The organism is Paraburkholderia tropica (assembly GCF_900109265.1).
Lineage (GTDB): Bacteria > Pseudomonadota > Gammaproteobacteria > Burkholderiales > Burkholderiaceae > Paraburkholderia > Paraburkholderia tropica.
This window is the reverse complement of the sequence record NZ_FNZM01000002.1, coordinates 285916-304464: the sequence shown is the minus strand read 5'-3', so window position 1 is coordinate 304464 and position 18549 is coordinate 285916. Positions and strand designations below refer to the sequence as shown.

Genomic DNA, 18549 nt, shown 5'->3' with positions numbered 1-18549 from the left:
GCGCTGCGCGGCCGGCCTCCAATCCGATGACCGATCTCGTCCACAACCTCGAAGCCGTCCATGAGCGCATCGCCGCCGCCGCCCGCAGTGCGGGGCGCGCGCCGGAATCCGTTGCGCTGCTCGCGGTGTCGAAAACCTTCCCCGCCGACGACGTGCGCGCCGCGCATGCCGCCGGTCAGCGTGCGTTCGGCGAGAACTACGTGCAGGAAGCGGTGGACAAGATCGAGGCGCTCGCGGACCTGCGCGCGAGCCTCGAATGGCATTTCATCGGGCCGCTGCAATCGAACAAGACGCGGCCCGTGGCCGAGCGTTTCGACTGGGTCCATTCGATCGATCGACTGAAGATCGCCCAGCGCCTGTCGGAACAGCGACCCGCGGGCATGCCGCCGCTCAACGTGTGCCTGCAGGTCAACGTGAGCGGCGAAGCTTCCAAGAGCGGTACCGCGCCGGAGGAAGCCGTACAAATCGCACACGCCATCGCCGCGTTGCCCAACCTGCGCCTGCGCGGGTTGATGTCCATTCCCGAGCCGGCTGAAACGCCCGAGGCGCAACGTGCGCCGCACCGGCAGCTGCGCGAGCTGTTCGACGCGCTGCGCGCCGACGGCCTCGCGCTCGACACGCTCTCCATGGGCATGTCGGCCGACCTCGAAGCGGCCGTGCTCGAAGGCGCCACGATCGTGCGCGTCGGCACCGCGATCTTTGGCGGGCGCGATTATTCTCACTGATTCAAGTACGCACTCCACACCATGAAAATTGCCTTCATCGGCGGCGGCAACATGGCCGCCGCACTCATCGGCGGTTTGATCCGCAAGGGCGTTCCCGCCGCCAACCTGTATGCGATCGATCCGAACGAGGACGCCCGCAAGCGCAGCGAGGAACAGTTCGGCGTTCGCACCGGCGCGGGCGCCGACGCGGCGCTGGCCGACTACGACGCCATCCTGCTCGCGGTGAAGCCGCAGATCGCCAAGGTCGTCGCCGAATCGCTCGCCCCGCATCTGGGCGCGCATCAGGTCGTCATCAGCATTCTCGCGGGCATCCGCATCGAAGATCTGTCGCGCTGGCTCAAGGGCCACACGCGCATCGTGCGCACGATGCCCAACACGCCCGCGCTGATCGGCATGGGCGCGACCGGTCTCGTCGCGAGCGGCGGCGTGGACGCGGCGGGCCGCGAACTCGCCTCGAACGTGCTGGGCGCCGTCGGCCAGACCGTCTGGTTCGACGACGAGAGCAAGATCGACGCCGTCACGGCCATCTCGGGCAGCGGTCCGGCCTACGTGTTCTATTTCATCGAAGCGCTCGAGGAAGCCGCCCGCCAGCTCGGCATGGACGAGCAGCAAGGCCGCGCGCTCGCCATCGCCACGTTCGCGGGCGCGGCGCAACTCGCGCTGCAGTCGGATGAAACGCCCGCGGTGCTGCGCGAGCGTGTCACGTCCAAGGGCGGCACCACGGCGGCGGCGCTCGCGTCGTTCGACGCCTCGGCCGTGAAGGACGCCATCGTGCGCGGCGCACTGGCCGCCGACGCGCGTGCGAAGGAAATGGGCGAAGAGTTCGGCAAGCAGTAAGCCGCACGAGCCGCAGGCGCGGCGGTGGGAAGTCGCGGTCGCGCGGCGTCTCGCCGTGCGTCGCGGTGTTTGCCATGTGGTCGCGCGGTGTTTGCCACGTGTTCACCACGTCGCGCATCGCGCGTCATGCGTGATTCGCCGCGCCAACCGGCAGCGCAAAGAAAAAGCGCCTCGAATTTCGAGGCGCTTTTTTTACACTCGCAACGTGCGTCGCGCTTACGAACCGGCCACGAGGTAATGCGCGGCGATGCCCACGAACAGCACGCCGCCGAGCCAGTTGTTGTGACGGAACGCGGCGAAGCACGCCATGCGCTCGCGGTGCTGGATAAGCGTGTAGTGATAGATCGCGCAGCCCACGGCCGCCGCCCAGCCGAGCCAGTAAAGCCAGCCGAATTGCAGCGTCATGCCCACCCACACGTAGATGCCGAGCGTGACCGCATAGCAGAGCATGATTGCGAACACGTCGTAGCGGCCGAACGTGAGCGCCGAGGTGCGAATGCCGATCTTGATGTCGTCGTCGCGGTCGACCATCGCGTACTCGGTGTCGTAGGCCACCGACCAGAACACGTTCGCGATCAGCATGATCCATGCGAGCGCAGGCACGTGGTCCTGAATCGCGGCGAAGGCCATCGGAATGCCGAAACCGAACGCAATGCCCAGATACGCCTGTGGAATCGCGAAAAAGCGCTTGGTGAACGGATAGGACGCGGCCACGAACAGCGCCACCACTGAAAGCTGCTTCGTGAGCCCGTTGAGCGGCAGGATCAGCAGAAACGAGACGATCGCGAGTCCGGCGGCGATTGCCACCGCTTCCCACGCGCGGATGCGGCCCGAGGTGATCGGCCGTTCGGCGGTGCGTTTGACGTGACGGTCGAAATCGCGGTCGGCGTAATCGTTGATCGCGCAGCCCGCCGAGCGCATCAGCACCGTGCCCACCGTGAAGATCACGAGCAGCGAGAGCGACGGATGGCCGTTCGAGGCGATCCACAGCGCGTTGAGCGTCGGCCACAGCAGCAACAGGCTGCCGATCGGCTTGTCCATGCGGACGAGCCGCAGATAGAGCGGGAGTCGGGCGAACATGATGGGAGCGCAAAAAACGATGCCGCTATTGTAGGCCACGGCGGCGACGCTTCGCCGCGAGTTCATCATCGGCGCGCGCGGGAAATCGGGCGCGATGCGTCCGCGAAGCCGCGCTCGCACGCCCTCGAACACGCACCGTCAATGAAAAAGCCCGCCGGATCAACCAGCGGGCTTTGTGTCCCGGCATCGGCGCGTGGCGCTTTAACCGGGAATCATGCACATCAACCGTGTATCAAGCCAGCAGCGAACGCAGCATCCACGCGGTCTTTTCATGCGTCTGCATGCGCTGCGTGAGCAGGTCGGCGGTCGGCTCGTCGTTGGCGGCTTCCGTTGCCGGGAAGATCGCGCGCGCGGTGCGCACCACGGCTTCCTGGCCTTCCACGAGCTGGCGGATCATGTCTTCGGCGGCCGGCACTCCGTCGGCTTCCGGAATCGACGAGAGCTTCGCGAAGTCCTTGTAGCTGCCCGGCGCGTGCACGCCCAGCGCGCGGATGCGCTCGGCGATCGCGTCGACGGCCAGCGCCAGTTCGTTGTACTGCCCTTCGAACATCAGGTGCAGCGTATTGAACATCGGACCCGTGACGTTCCAGTGGAAGTTGTGCGTCTTCAGATACAGCGTGTAGGTGTCCGCGAGCAGGCGCGAAAGACCGTCCGCGATCTTCTTGCGATCCTTGTCGCTGATGCCGATATTCACGTGCTGCACAGCAGATTTCTTGGCCATGACGACTCCTATTTATAGCAGTGAGACTTCCGGTCGCTGGCGTCGCGTTCGCCTCGATACCGCAGGCGCCCCGCAAACGCTCGATCGGGCGTCAGTGTAGCGTAAAACCCAAGGGCATCCGGCCCCAAGGTCGGACAAGGCACAAGCAGCGCGTGTTCCCGGCGTCGTCAGCGCGCGACGAAATGCGCCAGAGCCTGTGCGGCGATCGCCACGAGCGTGCTCGTCAAGATGCCGTAGCTCACCACGCGGCGCACGAACTGCGTGCCCTGCGCGCGCGTGCGCGCCATCTCGGCGCCGCGTCCCGCGCCGACGGTCTTGAGCGTCATCGTCATCGTTCTGGTCATGATCCGGCTCCTTTGCTTGAGGCTCGCGGCCTCGTCCTCGGTTCCTGCGGCGCGGATGATGGGCGCGGCGGGACGTCGATACGCCCCGCCGCTGCTTTCAGCACCACTCCGTGCACTACTCCCTGATTTACCTGCCTTTTATCGCTTTACTTCGACTTCGCTTCCGCGAGCGCCGCCATCGCGGCGATCACGCCTTCCGCGTAAGCCGGATCGGCACGGCGGAAATGTTCGAGCTGCACCTGCACGATCTCCGACGGCACGCCAGCGATATGCCGCGCGATGTTCGCGAAGAGACGCTCGCGCTGACCGGCGTCGAACAGGCGGAACAGCGCGCCCGGCTGGCTGTAGTAATCGCCGTCCTCGCGATGATCGTAGTGATCGACCGCACCGGCCGCGAGCGGCGGCTCGCCTGCGCCGGGACGCTGCGCGAAGTCGCCGAAACGGTTCGGCTCGTAATTCACGTTGCCGCCGAGATTGCCGTCGGTGCGCATCGCGCCATCACGGTGATACGAGTGGAACGGGCAGCGCGGCGCGTTCACGGGAATCTGGTGATGGTTCACGCCGAGGCGGTAACGCTGCGTGTCGCCGTACGAGAACAGGCGGCCCTGCAACAGACGATCCGGCGAGAAGCTGATGCCCGGCACCACGTTCGCGGGCGTGAACGCAGCCTGCTCGACGTCGGCGAAATAGTTCTCCGGATTGCGGTTCAGTTCGATCGTGCCCACGTCGATCAGCGGGTAATCCTTCTGCGGCCACACCTTCGTGATGTCGAACGGGTTGTACGGCACCTTCGCGGCATCGGCTTCCGGCATCACCTGCACGCGGAAATGCCACTTCGGGAAATTGCCCTTCTCGATCTCGTTGAACAGATCGCGCTGCGCCGATTCGCGGTCCTGCGCCACCACTTGCGCGGCTTCGGCGTCGGTGTAGTTCTCCACGCCCTGCGCCGACTTGAAGTGGAACTTCACGTAGAAGCGCTCGTTGTTCGCGTTGATGAACGAGAACGTGTGCGAACCGAAGCCGTGCTGCTGGCGATAGTTCTTCGGAATGCCGCGATCGCTCATGAGGATCGTCACCTGATGCAGCGATTCTGGATGACGCGACCAGAAGTCCCACGCCGCCACGTTGCTGCGCATGTTGGTGCGCGGATCGCGTTTTTGCGTGTGGATGAAGTCGGGGAACTTGAGCGGATCGCGGATAAAGAATACCGGCGTGTTATTGCCGACGATGTCCCAGTTGCCCTCTTCCGTGTAGAACTTGATCGAGAAACCGCGCACGTCGCGCTCGGCGTCGGCGGCGCCGCGCTCGCCTGCAACCGTCGAGAAGCGGATGAAGAGCGGCGTTTCCTTGCCGACTTCGCCGAACACCTTCGCCTTCGTGAAGTGCGAAATGTCGTGCGTGACCTTGAGCGTGCCGAACGCGCCCGAGCCCTTGGCATGCACGCGACGCTCGGGAATTACTTCGCGGTCGAAGTGCGCGAGCTTTTCGAGCAGCCAGACGTCCTGGAGCATCACGGGGCCGCGCGGGCCGGCGGTCTGCGAATTCTGGTTATCGACGACGGGGGCGCCTGCGGCCGAGGTGAGAGTGCGTTCGGTCATCCTGGACTCCTGGGTTTCGTGGGGATTGAGGCGTACAGCCAATTGCGGGGATTCGATGCGGCGCGGAATTCGATGCGGCGGATATTCAGGCCGATTCAGGCCGACAGCGCGCGGTCGACGAGCAGCGAAAACGCGACGGTGCGCAAACTCGACGCAACGCGCGACGGTGCGTGGTTGACAGCGGACGTGTTGAGCTGGTTTTGCATCGCTTCCTCCGGTTGATCGTGTTGGGGATCGGTTGAGGAAACTGTATCAAAAACTATTGATAGTGATAATTTGATTTATTTAATCTATCAAATAGACTGAGTTTATTGGGGTCGCAAGGCGTGTCGGAATTGAGGAACGGGAGTGCAGACGAATGCCTGCGCGGAGGGAGGAAAACGCCGCGCCCTATGTCAGGGCGCGGCGCGACAACGGAAGGAAAGCGTTAGACCGCCTCGACCGGCGCTTCGATCTTCTTCACGCCGGGCAATTCGCAGGCGTGAATCGCATCGACGATCGCTTCGATCGCGGGCATGCGCGTGAAGCTCTTGCGCCATGCCAGCACGACGCGGCGATCGGGCACGGGTTCGTCGAACGGCACGTACGAAAGCAGGCCCGAATCGACGCCGCCCGCATGCGGCTTGACCTCGGTCACCGACATACGCGGCAGCACCGTAATGCCCACGCCGCTCGCGACCATATGACGGATGGTTTCCAGCGACGAGCCCTCGAAGGTCTTCTGGATGCCGTCCGCGTTCTGCGAGAAGCGCATCAGTTCCGGACACACGCCGAGCACGTGGTCGCGGAAGCAATGACCGCTGCCGAGCAGCAGCATGGTTTCCTGCTTGAGATCGTCCGGATCGATCTTCGGGCGCTTTTCCCACGCATGGCCCGAAGGCAACGCGACCACGAACGGTTCGTCGTAGAGCGGACGCAGCGTGAGACCCGTTTCCGGGAACGGCAGCGCCATGATGGCCACGTCGATCTCGCCCTGCTTGAGCAACTCGATCAGCTTGAGCGTGTAGTTCTCCTGCAGCATCAGCGGCATCTGCGGGACGCGCTTGATCATCTGCTTGACGAGCGTGGGCAACAGATACGGCCCGATGGTGTAGATCACGCCGAGGCGCAGCGGCCCGATCAGCGGGTCCTTGCCCTGCTTGGCGATTTCCTTGATGGCGAGCGTCTGCTCCAGCACGCGCTGCGCCTGCGTGACGATCTGCTCGCCGATTGGCGTGACGCTCACCTCGCTCGTGCCACGCTCGAAAATCTGCACGTTGAGTTCGTCTTCGAGCTTCTTGATCGCCACCGACAGCGTCGGCTGGCTCACGAAGCAGGCTTCCGCGGCCCGTCCGAAGTGGCGCTCGCGAGCAACCGCGACGATGTATTTCAATTCAGTGAGCGTCATTTCTAGGGACCAATCAAAAAGGGTGAATCAATAGTTTGTACTTATACACCTATGGCGGCGATTCGCCAATAATCAACGCCCCTATGCGGGGCGGGATCACGAACAGGGTCAGACGGCGAGAACGCGCGCAGGTTCCGCGCGCGTGCCGTCAGCATGAGAAATGATCTGTTTACGCCTTCAGATACTGCTCGCGCGCACCCAGCCAGCGGTTCAGATGCTGCGTGACCACGTGCGGATACTCGTGCAGCAGGCGTTCGGCCGCGTCGCGGGCCGGGTCGATCAGCCAGGTGTCGGTTTCGAGATTGGCGAAGCGCAGCATGGCCGCGCCCGACTGGCGCGCGCCGAGAAACTCGCCGGGGCCGCGAATTTCGAGGTCGCGGCGCGCGATCTCGAAACCGTCGGTGGTTTCGCGCATGGTTTGCAGACGCGCGCGGCCCGTGGGCGACAGCGGCCCGGTGTAAAGCAGCACGCAGACCGACGCCGCCGTGCCGCGCCCCACCCGCCCGCGCAACTGGTGAAGCTGGGCGAGACCGAAGCGCTCGGCGTGCTCGATCACCATCAGCGACGCATTGGGCACGTCCACGCCCACTTCGATCACCGTCGTCGCCACCAGCAACTGCACTTCGTTGCGCGAGAAGCCGTCCATCACGGCCGCCTTGTCCGCCGACGCGAGGCGCCCGTGCACGAGCCCGACGGTCAGTTCGGGCAGCGCGGCCACGAGCGTTTCATAGGTCTCCACCGCCGTCTGCAACTGCAGCGTTTCGCTTTCCTCGATCAGCGGACACACCCAGTACACCTGACGCCCCGTGAGCGCCGCCGCGCGCACGCGCGCGATCACTTCCTCGCGGCGCGCGTCGGAGACGAGCTTGGTCAGAATCGGCGTGCGGCCAGGCGGCAGTTCGTCGATGGTCGACACGTCGAGGTCGGCGTAATAGGTCATCGCCAGCGTGCGCGGGATCGGCGTCGCGGTCATCATCAACTGATGCGGCTGGAACTCGCGTTTCGCGTCGTCCGGCGACTTCGCGTTCTGCGCCTTCGCGCGCAAGGCAAGGCGCTGCTCCACGCCGAAGCGATGCTGTTCGTCGACGATCACGAGACCGAGGCGCGCGAATTCCACGGCGTCCTGAATGATCGCGTGCGTGCCGATCACGAGCTGCGCGGTGCCGAGCGCGGCGGCTTCGAGCGCGGCGCGCTTTTCCTTCGCCTTGAGGCTGCCCGAGAGCCACGCCACCTGCACGCCGAGCGGTTCGAGCCAGCCGCGCAGCTTGCGCGCGTGCTGCTCCGCGAGGATTTCAGTGGGCGCCATGAGCGCGGCCTGATAACCGGCGTCGATGGCCTGAGCCGCCGCGAGCGCCGCGACCACGGTCTTGCCCGCGCCCACGTCGCCTTGCAGCAGGCGCTGCATCGGATGCGGCTGTTCGAGATCGTGCGCGATTTCGCCCACCACGCGTTCCTGCGCGTTCGTCAGCGTAAACGGCAGTTGTTCGCGCAGACGCGCGAGCAGCGTGGTCTCGCTCTTGCGGCCCGCGACGTGGCGCGGCATGGCGGGCGCGGCGCGCGTGCGGCGCTCCTCGTGCGCGCGCTTGAGCGAGAGCTGCTGCGCGAGCAGTTCGTCGAACTTGATGCGCGTCCAGGCGGGGTGCGTGCCGTCGATCAGCGCGTGCTCGTCGGCGTTGATGGGCGGATGGTGCAGCGTGCGCACCGCGTCCATCAGGCCGGGCAGATCGAGCGGCGCCATGAACTCGCGCGCGACGGATTCCGGCAGCAGTTCGGGCAGATGCGCGCGCGACAGCGCGTTGTCGATGGCCTTGCGCAGATACGCCTGGCTCACGCCCGCCGTCGACGGATAGACCGGCGTGAGCGCCTGCGGCAGCGGCGCGTCGCCTTCCACGACCTTCACGGCCGGATGCACCATCTCCATGCCGAAGAAGCCGCCGCGCACGTCGCCGCGCACGCGCAGGCGCTTGCCGACGGCCATCTGCGTGACCTGCGAGCCGTAGAAGTTCAGGAAGCGCAGATGCAGTTCGTCGCCGTTGTGGTCGCGCAGTTTGACGACGAGCTGGCGGCGCGGCCGATACGCGACTTCGTTGTCGAACACCACGCCTTCGGTCTGCGAGACGCCGCCGGGCAGCAGCTCGCCGATGGGCGTGAGCGTGGTTTCGTCCTCGTAGCGCATGGGCAGATGCAGCACGAGGTCGATGTCGCTGCGCAGGCCGAGTTTGGCGAGCTTGTCGGCGGTTTTGGCGAGCTTGGGTTTGTCCTTCTCTTTTGCGCTTTCTTTCGCGCTTTCCTTCGCCTTCGCTTTCGCGTCGTCTTCCGCCGGTTTCGCGGCGCTTTTCTTCGCGGCCGCGCGCTTGCGCGGCGCGGGCGCGTCCGCCGTTTCGTCGCGCGCGTCCGCACGCGGGTCGTCGTGCGGGACGCTCGCGGGATCGGCTTCGGACATCATTCGACTAACGGACGAGGGCATGGGCGGCTTCGCAAGTACAATATCGGCTTTCCGGTCAGGCGCGGCGCATCGGCGCGACTGCCTGCCGTGCAGGCCGCCTCGTCGTGCGTACCCCCGCAATCATAGCGTTTCAGGGCGCGCGGGCAGACAGTCCGGGCGCTTTTTTGGGGCGCGAGCGGGCCGCCCGGGCGAGTTCCGGGTACGTTCCAGGTGCGTTCCGAACGTGTTCCCGGCGCACTCCGGGCGCGGCACAGACCGCCGCAACAACCGCTTTTCACCGCCGCGCGCCGCACCGTCGGCGTAGTGCCGTTTGGCGCATTTCCGTTTCATCAGGCCGCATGTTCAAGCTTTCCGATTTCGATTTCGATCTTCCCGAAGCACTGATCGCGCAGATCGCCCTGCCCGAGCGCAGCGCGAGCCGCCTTCTGGAAGTGGACAATTCCGTCCAGCCCGCCCGGCTGACCGACCGCACCGTCGCGGATCTGCCCGCGTGCATCGCGCCCGGCGATCTGCTGGTGTTCAACGATACCAAGGTGCTGAAGGCGCGTTTCTTCGGCCAGAAGGCCAGCGGCGGCAAGATCGAGGTGCTCGTCGAGCGCCTGACCGGCGCGCGCACGGCGCTCGCGCAGATCCGCGCGAGCAAGAGCCCGGCGCCCGGCACCACGCTGCGTCTGGCCGACGCCTTCGACGTGACGGTGGGCGAGCGCGTCGAGCCGTTCTACACGCTGCACTTCCCCGACGACTGCCTCACGCTGATCGAGCAGTTCGGCCGTCTGCCGCTGCCGCCGTACATCACGCACGACGCCGACGCCGGCGACGAAACCCGCTACCAGACCGTGTTCGCGCAGAATCCGGGCGCGGTGGCCGCGCCCACGGCGGGCCTGCACTTCGACGACGCGCTGTTCGCGAAGCTCGACGCCCAGGGCGTGGAGCGCGCAACGCTCACGCTGCACGTCGGCGCGGGCACGTTCCAGCCGGTGCGCGTGGAAAACATCGCCGATCACACGATGCACAGCGAGTGGTATCAACTGCCGCAATCGCTCGTCGACAAGATCGCCGCCACGCGCGCGCGCGGTGGCCGCGTGATCGCCGTGGGCACGACCTCGATGCGCGCGCTCGAAGCCGCCGCGCGCGACGCCGAGCGCGAAGGCCGCCCGCTCGCGGCCACCCAGGCCGAAACCGACATCTTCATCACGCCGGGCTATCAGTTCCGCGTGGTGGACCGGCTCGTGACGAACTTCCACCTGCCGAAATCGACGCTGCTGATGCTGGTGTCCGCGTTCGCGGGCATCGAAACGATTCGTGCGGCGTATCGTCACGCCATCGCCGAGCGTTATCGCTTCTTCAGCTACGGCGACGCCATGCTGCTCACGCGCACCGCAGACGCGCTCAAGGCATAAAGCCAGGCATTAAAGCCGCCACCGTTCCCCGCCGCCGCGCGCGTCAAACGTCGCGCGGCGGCGCATCACCATCCGCGCCGGACTGTTTTCCGGTTGCACAGGAGTCAAACGCATGACCGACGGTCAGCAAAGCAACGCACGCGCCGAACACGGCGCCTATCTGGGCGAACGCCCGCAAAACGGCCTGAAATTCGAACTGCTCGGCACCGACGGCCTCGCGCGCCGCGGCCGCGTCACGCTCAATCACGGCGTGGTCGAAACGCCGATCTTCATGCCCGTGGGCACCTACGGCACCGTCAAGGCGACCCAGCCGCGCGAGCTGGAGGAAATGAAGGCGCAGATCATCCTCGGCAACACCTTCCACCTCTGGCTGCGTCCGGGTCTGGAAACCATCGAAGCGCACGGCGGCCTGCACCGCTTCATGGGCTGGAACCGGCCGATCCTCACCGATTCGGGCGGCTTCCAGGTGTTCTCGCTCGGCGACCTGCGCAAGATTTCCGAAGACGGCGTGCGCTTCGCCTCGCCCGTGAACGGCGACAAGCTGTTCCTCTCGCCCGAAGTGTCGATGCAGATCCAGAAGGTGCTGAACTCGGACATCGTCATGCAGTTCGACGAATGCACGCCTTACGCGACCAACGGCGTGCCGACCACGCACAAGGAAGCCGCCGACTCCATGCGCATGTCGATGCGCTGGGCGCAGCGCTCGATCGACGAGTTCAACCGCCTCGGCAACCCGAACGCGCTGTTCGGCATCGTGCAGGGCGGCATGTTCGAGGATCTGCGCGACGAATCGCTCGCCGGTCTGTCGCAGATGCCGTTCCACGGCTACGCGATCGGCGGGCTCTCGGTGGGCGAGCCGAAGGAAGACATGATGCGCGTGCTCCAGCACATCGCGCCGAAGCTGCCCGCCGACAAGCCGCACTACCTGATGGGCGTAGGCACGCCGGAAGATCTGGTGGCGGGCGTGGCCGCGGGCGTCGACATGTTCGACTGCGTGATGCCGACCCGCAACGCGCGCAACGGCTGGATCTTCACGCGTTTCGGCGACATCAAGATCCGCAACGCCACGCACAAGAACTCGCTGCGTCCGCTCGACGAGCAGTGCGGCTGCTACACCTGCCGCCACTTCACGCGCGGTTATCTGCATCACCTGCACCGCGTGGGCGAGATTCTCGGCGCGCAGCTCAACACGATCCACAACCTGCATTACTACCTGGAACTGATGAGCGAGATGCGCACGGCGATCGAGACGAAGACCTTCGAGGCCTTCCGTCAGCGTTTCGCCGAAAACCGCGCGCGCGGGGTGGACTGAGTCTGATCGACTCTGATCGAGCCCCGATCGGGTCCCGATCGCAGCGCCGGCGCGCGCTTTCGAAGGTTTCCGATCGCGCGCGACGGCGAGTGCCGTCAGACTTTACAATTACCTTTCGCGACAGCGCCGCCCAGGCGGGCAAATCGCCGTTCGGGCCGCCCTGCACCGGTCGCACCCGCGCAACCCATGCTTCGCGCAGCGGGGCAACCAGGTGTTAACAGCTTGATCGGAAAGCCCATTTGGCGTCGTCGTCGCGTATTAAGCCGGTGGTAGAATAATCGGCTCGCTTTTTGATCGTACCTTTGATCGTAGTGATCGTATAAACGGAGAGACCAACGTGTCGTTCATTTCCAATGCCTTCGCCCAAGGCTCCGCAGCCGGCGGCGCAGAATCCAGCCTGATGAGCTTCCTGCCGCTGATTCTGATGTTCGCCGTGCTGTACTTCATCATGATCCGTCCGCAGATGAAGCGCCAGAAGGAACACCGCAACATGCTCGCCGCCATGGCCAAGGGCGACGAAGTCATCATCAGCGGCGGTATCGTCGGCAAGGTCACCAAAGTCAGCGAAGCCTATGTGGGCGTCGAAATCTCCGACGGCACGGAAGTCACCGTGCAAAAGTCGTCGGTTACGACCATCCTGCCGAAGGGCACGATCAAGTCGCTGTAAGCGCCAGACGATCGATCACCCCGTCGATCACTTCAGGCCGTGGCTGAGTCCGCGGTCTGGTGCGTCCGGCCCGGCCCCCTGCATCACCCTGAGGCGCGCTGAAGCGCCTCGCGCGGGGCGGCAAGCGGGCCTTGCCGGACGCGCTCGCATCGAGATGGCCATCCCCCTCCCCCGTTGGGCCAACCAATGAACCGTTATCCCCTCTGGAAATATGTCGTGATGCTGGTGGCGCTAGTCATCGGCCTCGTGTACACATTGCCCAATTTCTTCGGCGAAGCGCCCGCGGTCCAGGTGTCGAGCGGTAAAGCCACCGTGAAGCTCGACTCCGGCACGCTCGCGCAGGTCGAAGCCGCAGTGGCGGCGGCCAACATCAAGGCCGACGACGTCACCTTCGACAACTCGTCGATGAACGCGAACATTCGCGTGCGCGTGGCCGACACCGACACCCAGCTGCGCCTCAAGGACGCGCTGAACAAGGCGCTGAACGCCGACCCGAGCGATCCGCAGTACATCGTCGCGCTGAACCTGCAGAGCGCCTCGCCGCGCTGGCTGACGGCGCTGCACGCGCTGCCGATGTACCTCGGTCTGGACCTGCGCGGCGGCGTGCACTTCCTGCTCCAGGTCGACATGAACGGCGCGCTCAACAAGAAGCTCGACTCCGACGCTTCGGACGCCCGCACGCTTCTGCGCGACAAGAATATCCGCGACGGCGGCGTGAACCGCGTCGGCCAGAGCGTCGTGATCAATTTCGCCGATCCGGCCGTCGCCGACCAGGCGAGCAAGCTGCTGTCGGGCACCGGCGGCATCAGCGAACTCGTGTGGGCCACGCAGAACGCGCCGGAAGGCGGCGTGCAGCTCGTCGGCACCTTCACGCCGGCGGTCAAGAAGGCCGTGCAGGACGCCGCGCTCAAGCAGAACATCCAGACGCTGCATAACCGCGTGAACGAACTGGGCGTGTCCGAGCCCGTGATCCAGCAGCAAGGCGACGACCGCATCGTGGTCGAACTGCCGGGCGTGCAGGACACCGCGAAGGCGAAGGACATCATCGGCCGCACGGCGACGCTCGAAGCGCGCCTCGCCGACCCGAACGGTCTGCATCCGAATCCGGGCGACCCCGTGCCGCCGGGCGACGAGCTGTTCACGCAAGGCAACGCCGCGCCGGTGCTGCTGCGCAAGGCCGTGATCTTCACGGGCGACCGCATCATCGACGCGTCGGCGGGCTTCGACGAGCATCAGCGTCCGTCGGTCAACATCCGTCTCGACTCGGCGGGCGGCCGCGCGGTGCGCAGCGTCTCGCGCGACAACATCGGCAAGCCGATGGCGATGGTGCTGTTCGAAAAGGGCAAGGGCGAAGTGCTGACGGTGGCCACGATCCAGTCGGAACTGGGCGACCGCTTCCAGATCACGGGCCAGCCCACGCCGCAAGCCGCCGCCGACCTCGCGCTGCTGCTGCGCGCCGGTTCGCTCGCGGCGCCGATGGACATCATCGAAGAACGCACGGTCGGTCCGAGCCTTGGCGCGGACAACATCCGCAAGGGCTTCGACTCGGTGGTCTACGGCTTCGCCGCGATCGCCGTGTTCATGATCGCGTACTACATGCTGTTCGGCATGATCTCCATGATCGGCCTGTCGGTGAACCTGCTGCTGCTGGTGGCCGTGCTCTCGATGATGCAGGCCACGCTCACGCTGCCGGGCATTGCCGCTATCGCGCTCGCGCTCGGTATGGCGATCGACGCGAACGTGCTGATCAACGAGCGCGTGCGTGAAGAACTGCGCAACGGCGCGCCGCCGCAACTGGCCATCCAGAACGGCTACGCGCACGCCTGGGCGACGATTCTCGACTCGAACGTCACCACGCTGATCGCCGGTCTCGCGCTGCTCGCGTTCGGCTCGGGCCCGGTGCGCGGCTTCGCGATCGTGCACTGTATCGGCATCCTGACCTCGATGTTCTCGGCCGTGTTCTTCTCGCGCGGTCTCGTGAATCTCTGGTACGGCGGCAAGAAGAAGCTCAAGTCGCTGGCCGTCGGTCAGGTGTGGCGTCCGGAACCGGAAGCGGCGGGCGCGCCCGCACTCTCCGACGCGGACACCGACACCGACACGGGCCGTGCGCTCGCCAGCAACACCGCCAGCGCAGCCAAGCGCGAATCGGCCAAGGCCGGCGCGAAGGGCGCCGCACGCGGCAAGCCCACCGTGCGCCGCCGCAATGCGAGCGGCCCGGACAACACCGGCTCGTCCCGCTGATACGGAGACTAGAAAATGGAATTTTTCCGCATCCGCAAAGACATCCCGTTCATGAAGCACGCGTTGATCTTCAACGCGATCTCCTTCATTACGTTCATCGCGGCGGTGTTCTTCCTGTTCCACCGCGGCCTGCATCTGTCGATCGAATTCACGGGCGGCACGGTCATCGAAGTGCAGTACCCGCAGGCGGTGCCGCTCGAACCGGTGCGTGACTCGCTCGGCAAGATCGGTTACGGCGACGCCCAGGTGCAGAACTTCGGCACCTCGCGCGACGTGCTCATCCGCCTGCCGATCAAGCAGGGCCTCTCCTCGGCGCAGCAAAGCGACCAGGTGATGAACACGCTCAAGGCCGATAATCCGCAAGTGCTGCTGCAGCGCGTGGAGTTCGTCGGTCCGCAGGTGGGCAAGGAACTCGCCACCGACGGCCTGCTCGCGCTCGCGTGCGTGGTCGTCGGCATCATCATCTATCTGTCGTTCCGCTTCGAGTGGAAATACGCCGTGGCCGGCGTGATCGCCAACCTGCACGACGTGGTGATCATTCTCGGCTTCTTCGCGTTCTTCCAGTGGGAGTTCTCGCTCTCGGTGCTCGCGGCGGTGCTGGCGGTGCTCGGTTATTCGGTCAACGAATCGGTCGTTATCTTCGACCGGATTCGCGAGACCTTCCGCCGCGAACGCAAGATGAGCGTGGTGCAGGTCATCAACCACGCGATCACGAGCACGATGTCGCGAACCATCATCACCCACGGCTGTACGGAAATGATGGTGCTGTCGATGTTCTTCTTCGGCGGTCCGACGCTGCATTACTTCGCGCTGGCGCTGACGGTGGGTATTCTGTTCGGTATCTACTCGTCGGTGTTCGTGGCCGCTTCGCTTTCGATGTGGCTCGGCGTGAAGCGCGAGGACCTCATCAAGGAAAAGAAGGACAAGTTCGATCCGAACGATCCGAACGCCGGCGCGCAGGTTTAAGTCACACCTGCGCCGCGTTCCCTCGAACGCAGACGGACAAAAAAAGCCCCGCGAATCTCGCGGGGCTTTTCTTTTTGCGCGCGTGCAGCGTAAAGCGCAGCGCTTACTGCTTGATGCCTTCGGCCTGGATGTGCAGCTTCGTCGCCATCTTGAAGCCGTATTTCTTGCCCATGTCCATGCCGAACGCGTCGCGGTCGAACTCGGCTTCGGCTTCCACGCCGCACACTTCGCGCTTGAGCATCGGGTGCTGCATGCACTTGAACGATTCGATCTCGAGCTTGAGCGGCTTCGTCACGCCGTGCAGCGTGAGCGTGCCGATCACTTCCTTGGGCGTGTCGCCGTCGAACACGATCTGCGTGCCCTTGTAGGTGGCGGTGGGATATTTCGCGACGTCGAAGAACTCCTCGCCGCGCAGATGCTTGTCGAGTTCCGTGTTGCCCGTCTGCACCGAAGCCGGGTCGATCGTCACGTCGACCGTGCCGGTCTTGCCCGCGCGGTCGAGCGTGACCGTGCCCGTGGTCTTCGTGAACTTGCCGCGCCACACCGAGAGGCCGCCGAAGTGGTCGGACTCGAAACTCGGGTAGGTGTGGTTCGGATCGAGCTGATACACGTCGGCGGCGTGCGCGAGCGAGGCGGTGAGGACCAGCGCGGCGGCGGCGGCCGCTTTCGGCAAGGCGTGCTTAGTGGCGTGCTTCGCTACATACTTCGCGGCGTACTTTGCGTTGTGCAAGGCGTTCTTGTTCAAGTGCGTCTCCTGAGTCGGCAACGTCATGGAAAAGAAACGCGCCGCCGCGTGCGTTGCCCCCTACCGGTGCGCGACGACGATATGAAACTTGATCAGCACTTCGTCCGCGACGGTCGACGTGTCCTTCCACTGGCCCGTGCCGATGCCGAACGCCAGACGGTGGATCGGCAAGGTGCCGTCGAACGTCTGCGTGCCGCCCTGCTGCGTGAGCACGACGGGCGCCGTCACGGGCTGCGTGCGGCCCTTGATGGTCAGGTTGCCGCTCACGCTGTACTGGTTCGGCCCGGTCGAGGTGATCGACGTGGACACAAAAGTGGCCTGCGGATACGCCTTCGCGTCGAACCACTCGGGACCGCGCACCGAATCGTTGTACGTCGGGCTGCCGAGGTCGTAGCTGCCGGTATCGACGGTGATGCGCGCCGTGCCGCCCGCGGGCTTCGCCGGATCGAAGGCGATCTGCGCGTCGAACTTCATGAAGCGCCCTTCGACCGGCACGTTCATCTGCCGCGAGATCGCCACGAGTGTGCTCCTGTCGGCGTCGATCTGCGCGAACGCCGCGCCGCCGGGCACGAGCGCCGTCAATAGCGTGCAGACCATGCCAATCAGCACCGTGCCCCACCGCGCGACCGGCGCGACCGGCACCCGAACCGCCCTCGCCCTGCCCGCCAGCGGGCCCCGTCGCCGCCTCCCGCTGACTAAACGCGCCAGCCCGGACAATCCTTCCATGATCTTCCCCGATGCGGGCGCCGGTCTCCTCCGACAACGACGCCCGCCGCCCGCGCGAGCCCCGAGGAGGGAGGGCCGTCGAATCGGCCTCTCAGCTGCAAAGATAGCCTATGCGCGTGACTGCAAACATCTGCGGATAGAGAATAGCGCGGCTAGCCGCGCACTCGCGCCCGGCGTGGCATCGCCCGGCGCCGCGCAGCCGGCATGCGCGGCCATGCTGGCTCGCGCGCATCGGCGGCGCAAACGTGGCACACTCCTCGCCCGTCATGCAGCCCGGATCGCCGGGGCGGTCGAGCGGGTCGCCGGAATGGCCGCAAGGGCCCGGCCCGCAAATTGCTACAGCTTGCCGATGCTCGCGCCGAAAGGCCGCCTACGTGCTGTTGCCCGCTGTCCAGACGCTACCCGCGCACGCCGCGCAAGCAAACGCGCGCGTCAGGTGCCCTTTGGTAACATGGCCAGGCGCGCCGCGCGTGTCGCGTTGCCATGCTGCCGTTCGGCCCGCGCTGCATGTCCCGTTCACGTCGTTTTGCGCCACCTGCCCGCATGGCCCAGGAAAAACTGATCGCGTGTCACGAATGCGACGCGCTCTACCGCAAACCTCGCCTGCTCGGGCGTGAAACCGCGCGCTGCACGCGCTGCGGCGCCACGCTCTATCACAGCGCCTCGTCGCAGCTCGACCGCATCTGCGCGATCACGATCGCCGCGCTGCTCACCTTCATCATCGCGCAGTCGTTTCCGATCATCGAACTCGACGCCAACGGCATCACCACGGAATCGAGCCTGTTCGGCGCGCTCGTGGTGCTGTGGAACGAGGACATGCAGATCGTCGCGGTGATGGTCTTTTGCGCAACCATCCTTTTCCCGCTCACCGAAATGGTGGCGCTGCTCTACGTGCTGCTGCCGATCCGGCGCGGCTTCATCCCGCCCGGCTTCGATCTCGTGCTGCGCGCGATCCAGTTCGTGCGGCCCTGGGGCATGCTCGAAGTGTTCATGCTCGGCGTGCTGATCACGATCGTGAAGATGGTCAGCCTCGCGCGCGTGATTCCGGAGACGGCGCTATTCGCGTTCGGCGCGCTCACGCTGATGTTCACCGTGGTCGTGACGTTCGATTCGCGCACGCTCTGGGATATCGCCGACGCCCTGCGCGAAAGCGCGCTCGCCGCGCGCCGCGGCCGCTCGGGTCCGGCGGCAGAGGGCGGCGCGAACGGCGGTCCGGGCCTGCCTGGCGGTAACGGAGGGAACGGCGGCCACGGCGGCAACGACGGGCTGGACACGCCCGCCACCCCGCACACGGCCGACGGCCACGACATCGACCCGCGCGGGCTGCTCGATCCGGGCGTGCCCTCGGTGCTCG

General features: G+C 65.6%; 15 protein-coding genes and 1 pseudogene. 8 read left to right on the top strand and 8 right to left on the bottom strand.

Going from position 1 to position 18549, the window contains the following annotated elements; translation table 11 throughout:
- Window positions 1–26: 26 nt before the first annotated feature.
- Entirely contained in the window at window positions 27–725 is a 699-nt protein-coding gene (locus tag BMY06_RS03760) for a YggS family pyridoxal phosphate-dependent enzyme (protein ID WP_065065174.1), read from the top strand.
- A 21-nt stretch (window positions 726–746) separates the two neighbouring features.
- Window positions 747–1562 (top strand): pyrroline-5-carboxylate reductase, encoded by an 816-nt coding sequence (gene proC, locus BMY06_RS03755; RefSeq protein WP_065065091.1) that lies wholly within the window; start codon window positions 747–749, stop codon window positions 1560–1562.
- A 216-nt stretch (window positions 1563–1778) separates the two neighbouring features.
- On the opposite strand, the gene ubiA is transcribed toward proC, so the two are convergent.
- From ubiA to recG, 6 genes are all read right to left on the bottom strand, one after another.
- Window positions 1779–2642: a 4-hydroxybenzoate octaprenyltransferase gene (ubiA, locus tag BMY06_RS03750; RefSeq protein ID WP_065065175.1), complete on the bottom strand. Its 864-nt coding sequence runs from the start codon at window positions 2640–2642 to the stop codon at window positions 1779–1781.
- A gap of 232 nt (window positions 2643–2874) precedes the next feature.
- Entirely contained in the window at window positions 2875–3363 is a 489-nt protein-coding gene (locus tag BMY06_RS03745) for a Dps family protein (protein ID WP_065065092.1), read from the bottom strand.
- A 167-nt stretch (window positions 3364–3530) separates the two neighbouring features.
- The gene (locus tag BMY06_RS39475; RefSeq protein WP_156773907.1) at window positions 3531–3707 is read right to left on the bottom strand and encodes a hypothetical protein; all 177 of its coding nucleotides are present in this window, start codon (window positions 3705–3707) and stop codon (window positions 3531–3533) included.
- Window positions 3708–3853: 146 nt separating this feature from the next.
- On the bottom strand, window positions 3854–5305 hold the full coding sequence (locus tag BMY06_RS03740) for a catalase (RefSeq protein ID WP_074981571.1): 1452 nt from the start codon (window positions 5303–5305) through the stop codon (window positions 3854–3856).
- Window positions 5306–5732: 427 nt separating this feature from the next.
- Window positions 5733–6692, bottom strand: coding sequence for a hydrogen peroxide-inducible genes activator (locus BMY06_RS03735; protein WP_065065094.1), 960 nt, complete (start codon window positions 6690–6692; stop codon window positions 5733–5735).
- Window positions 6693–6861: 169 nt separating this feature from the next.
- Complete coding sequence (recG, locus tag BMY06_RS03730) at window positions 6862–9159, bottom strand: ATP-dependent DNA helicase RecG (RefSeq protein WP_074981569.1); 2298 nt, start codon at window positions 9157–9159, stop codon at window positions 6862–6864.
- Between the two features lie 317 nt (window positions 9160–9476).
- On the opposite strand from recG, the gene queA reads away from it, so the two are divergent.
- The 5 genes from queA to secF all read left to right on the top strand — a co-directional run bounded on the left by queA (window position 9477) and on the right by secF (window position 15724).
- Window positions 9477–10538: a tRNA preQ1(34) S-adenosylmethionine ribosyltransferase-isomerase QueA gene (queA, locus tag BMY06_RS03725; protein WP_065065095.1), complete on the top strand. Its 1062-nt coding sequence runs from the start codon at window positions 9477–9479 to the stop codon at window positions 10536–10538.
- 112 nt (window positions 10539–10650) lie between these two features.
- Window positions 10651–11850: a tRNA guanosine(34) transglycosylase Tgt gene (gene tgt / locus BMY06_RS03720; RefSeq protein WP_074981567.1), complete on the top strand. Its 1200-nt coding sequence runs from the start codon at window positions 10651–10653 to the stop codon at window positions 11848–11850.
- Window positions 11851–12187: 337 nt separating this feature from the next.
- A complete protein-coding gene (yajC, locus tag BMY06_RS03715; RefSeq protein ID WP_065065097.1) occupies window positions 12188–12517 on the top strand; it encodes a preprotein translocase subunit YajC in 330 nt (109 codons plus the stop codon).
- Between the two features lie 186 nt (window positions 12518–12703).
- Window positions 12704–14758 carry a protein translocase subunit SecD gene (gene secD / locus BMY06_RS03710; RefSeq protein ID WP_065065098.1) on the top strand — a complete coding sequence of 685 codons (2055 nt, stop codon included), beginning with the start codon at window positions 12704–12706 and terminating at the stop codon, window positions 14756–14758.
- Window positions 14759–14773: 15 nt separating this feature from the next.
- Window positions 14774–15724 carry a protein translocase subunit SecF gene (gene secF / locus BMY06_RS03705; protein ID WP_065065099.1) on the top strand — a complete coding sequence of 317 codons (951 nt, stop codon included), beginning with the start codon at window positions 14774–14776 and terminating at the stop codon, window positions 15722–15724.
- A gap of 103 nt (window positions 15725–15827) precedes the next feature.
- On the opposite strand, the gene BMY06_RS03700 is transcribed toward secF, so the two are convergent.
- Both BMY06_RS03700 and BMY06_RS03695 read right to left on the bottom strand, forming a co-directional pair.
- On the bottom strand, window positions 15828–16397 hold the full coding sequence (locus BMY06_RS03700) for a YceI family protein (protein WP_074981752.1): 570 nt from the start codon (window positions 16395–16397) through the stop codon (window positions 15828–15830).
- Between the two features lie 132 nt (window positions 16398–16529).
- A complete protein-coding gene (locus BMY06_RS03695) occupies window positions 16530–17066 on the bottom strand; it encodes a YceI family protein (protein ID WP_065065178.1) in 537 nt (178 codons plus the stop codon).
- A gap of 672 nt (window positions 17067–17738) precedes the next feature.
- Here BMY06_RS03695 and BMY06_RS39880 point away from each other — a divergent pair.
- A pseudogene (locus tag BMY06_RS39880) lies at window positions 17739–18350 on the top strand (paraquat-inducible protein A); the annotation flags it as partial.
- Between the last annotated feature and the right edge of the window lie 199 nt (window positions 18351–18549).

Coding starts and splice junctions, on each gene's coding strand:
- proC (WP_065065091.1), top strand. CDS start 747: ATGAAAATTGCCTTCATCGGCGGCGGCAACATGGCCGCCGCACTCATC.
- BMY06_RS03745 (WP_065065092.1), bottom strand. CDS start 3,363: ATGGCCAAGAAATCTGCTGTGCAGCACGTGAATATCGGCATCAGCGAC.
- BMY06_RS03695 (WP_065065178.1), bottom strand. CDS start 17,066: ATGGTCTGCACGCTATTGACGGCGCTCGTGCCCGGCGGCGCGGCGTTC.
- ubiA (WP_065065175.1), bottom strand. CDS start 2,642: ATGTTCGCCCGACTCCCGCTCTATCTGCGGCTCGTCCGCATGGACAAG.
- tgt (WP_074981567.1), top strand. CDS start 10,651: ATGACCGACGGTCAGCAAAGCAACGCACGCGCCGAACACGGCGCCTAT.
- recG (WP_074981569.1), bottom strand. CDS start 9,159: ATGCCCTCGTCCGTTAGTCGAATGATGTCCGAAGCCGATCCCGCGAGC.
- queA (WP_065065095.1), top strand. CDS start 9,477: ATGTTCAAGCTTTCCGATTTCGATTTCGATCTTCCCGAAGCACTGATC.
- secF (WP_065065099.1), top strand. CDS start 14,774: ATGGAATTTTTCCGCATCCGCAAAGACATCCCGTTCATGAAGCACGCG.
- BMY06_RS03735 (WP_065065094.1), bottom strand. CDS start 6,692: ATGACGCTCACTGAATTGAAATACATCGTCGCGGTTGCTCGCGAGCGC.
- BMY06_RS39475 (WP_156773907.1), bottom strand. CDS start 3,707: ATGACCAGAACGATGACGATGACGCTCAAGACCGTCGGCGCGGGACGC.
- BMY06_RS03760 (WP_065065174.1), top strand. CDS start 27: ATGACCGATCTCGTCCACAACCTCGAAGCCGTCCATGAGCGCATCGCC.
- secD (WP_065065098.1), top strand. CDS start 12,704: ATGAACCGTTATCCCCTCTGGAAATATGTCGTGATGCTGGTGGCGCTA.
- BMY06_RS03740 (WP_074981571.1), bottom strand. CDS start 5,305: ATGACCGAACGCACTCTCACCTCGGCCGCAGGCGCCCCCGTCGTCGAT.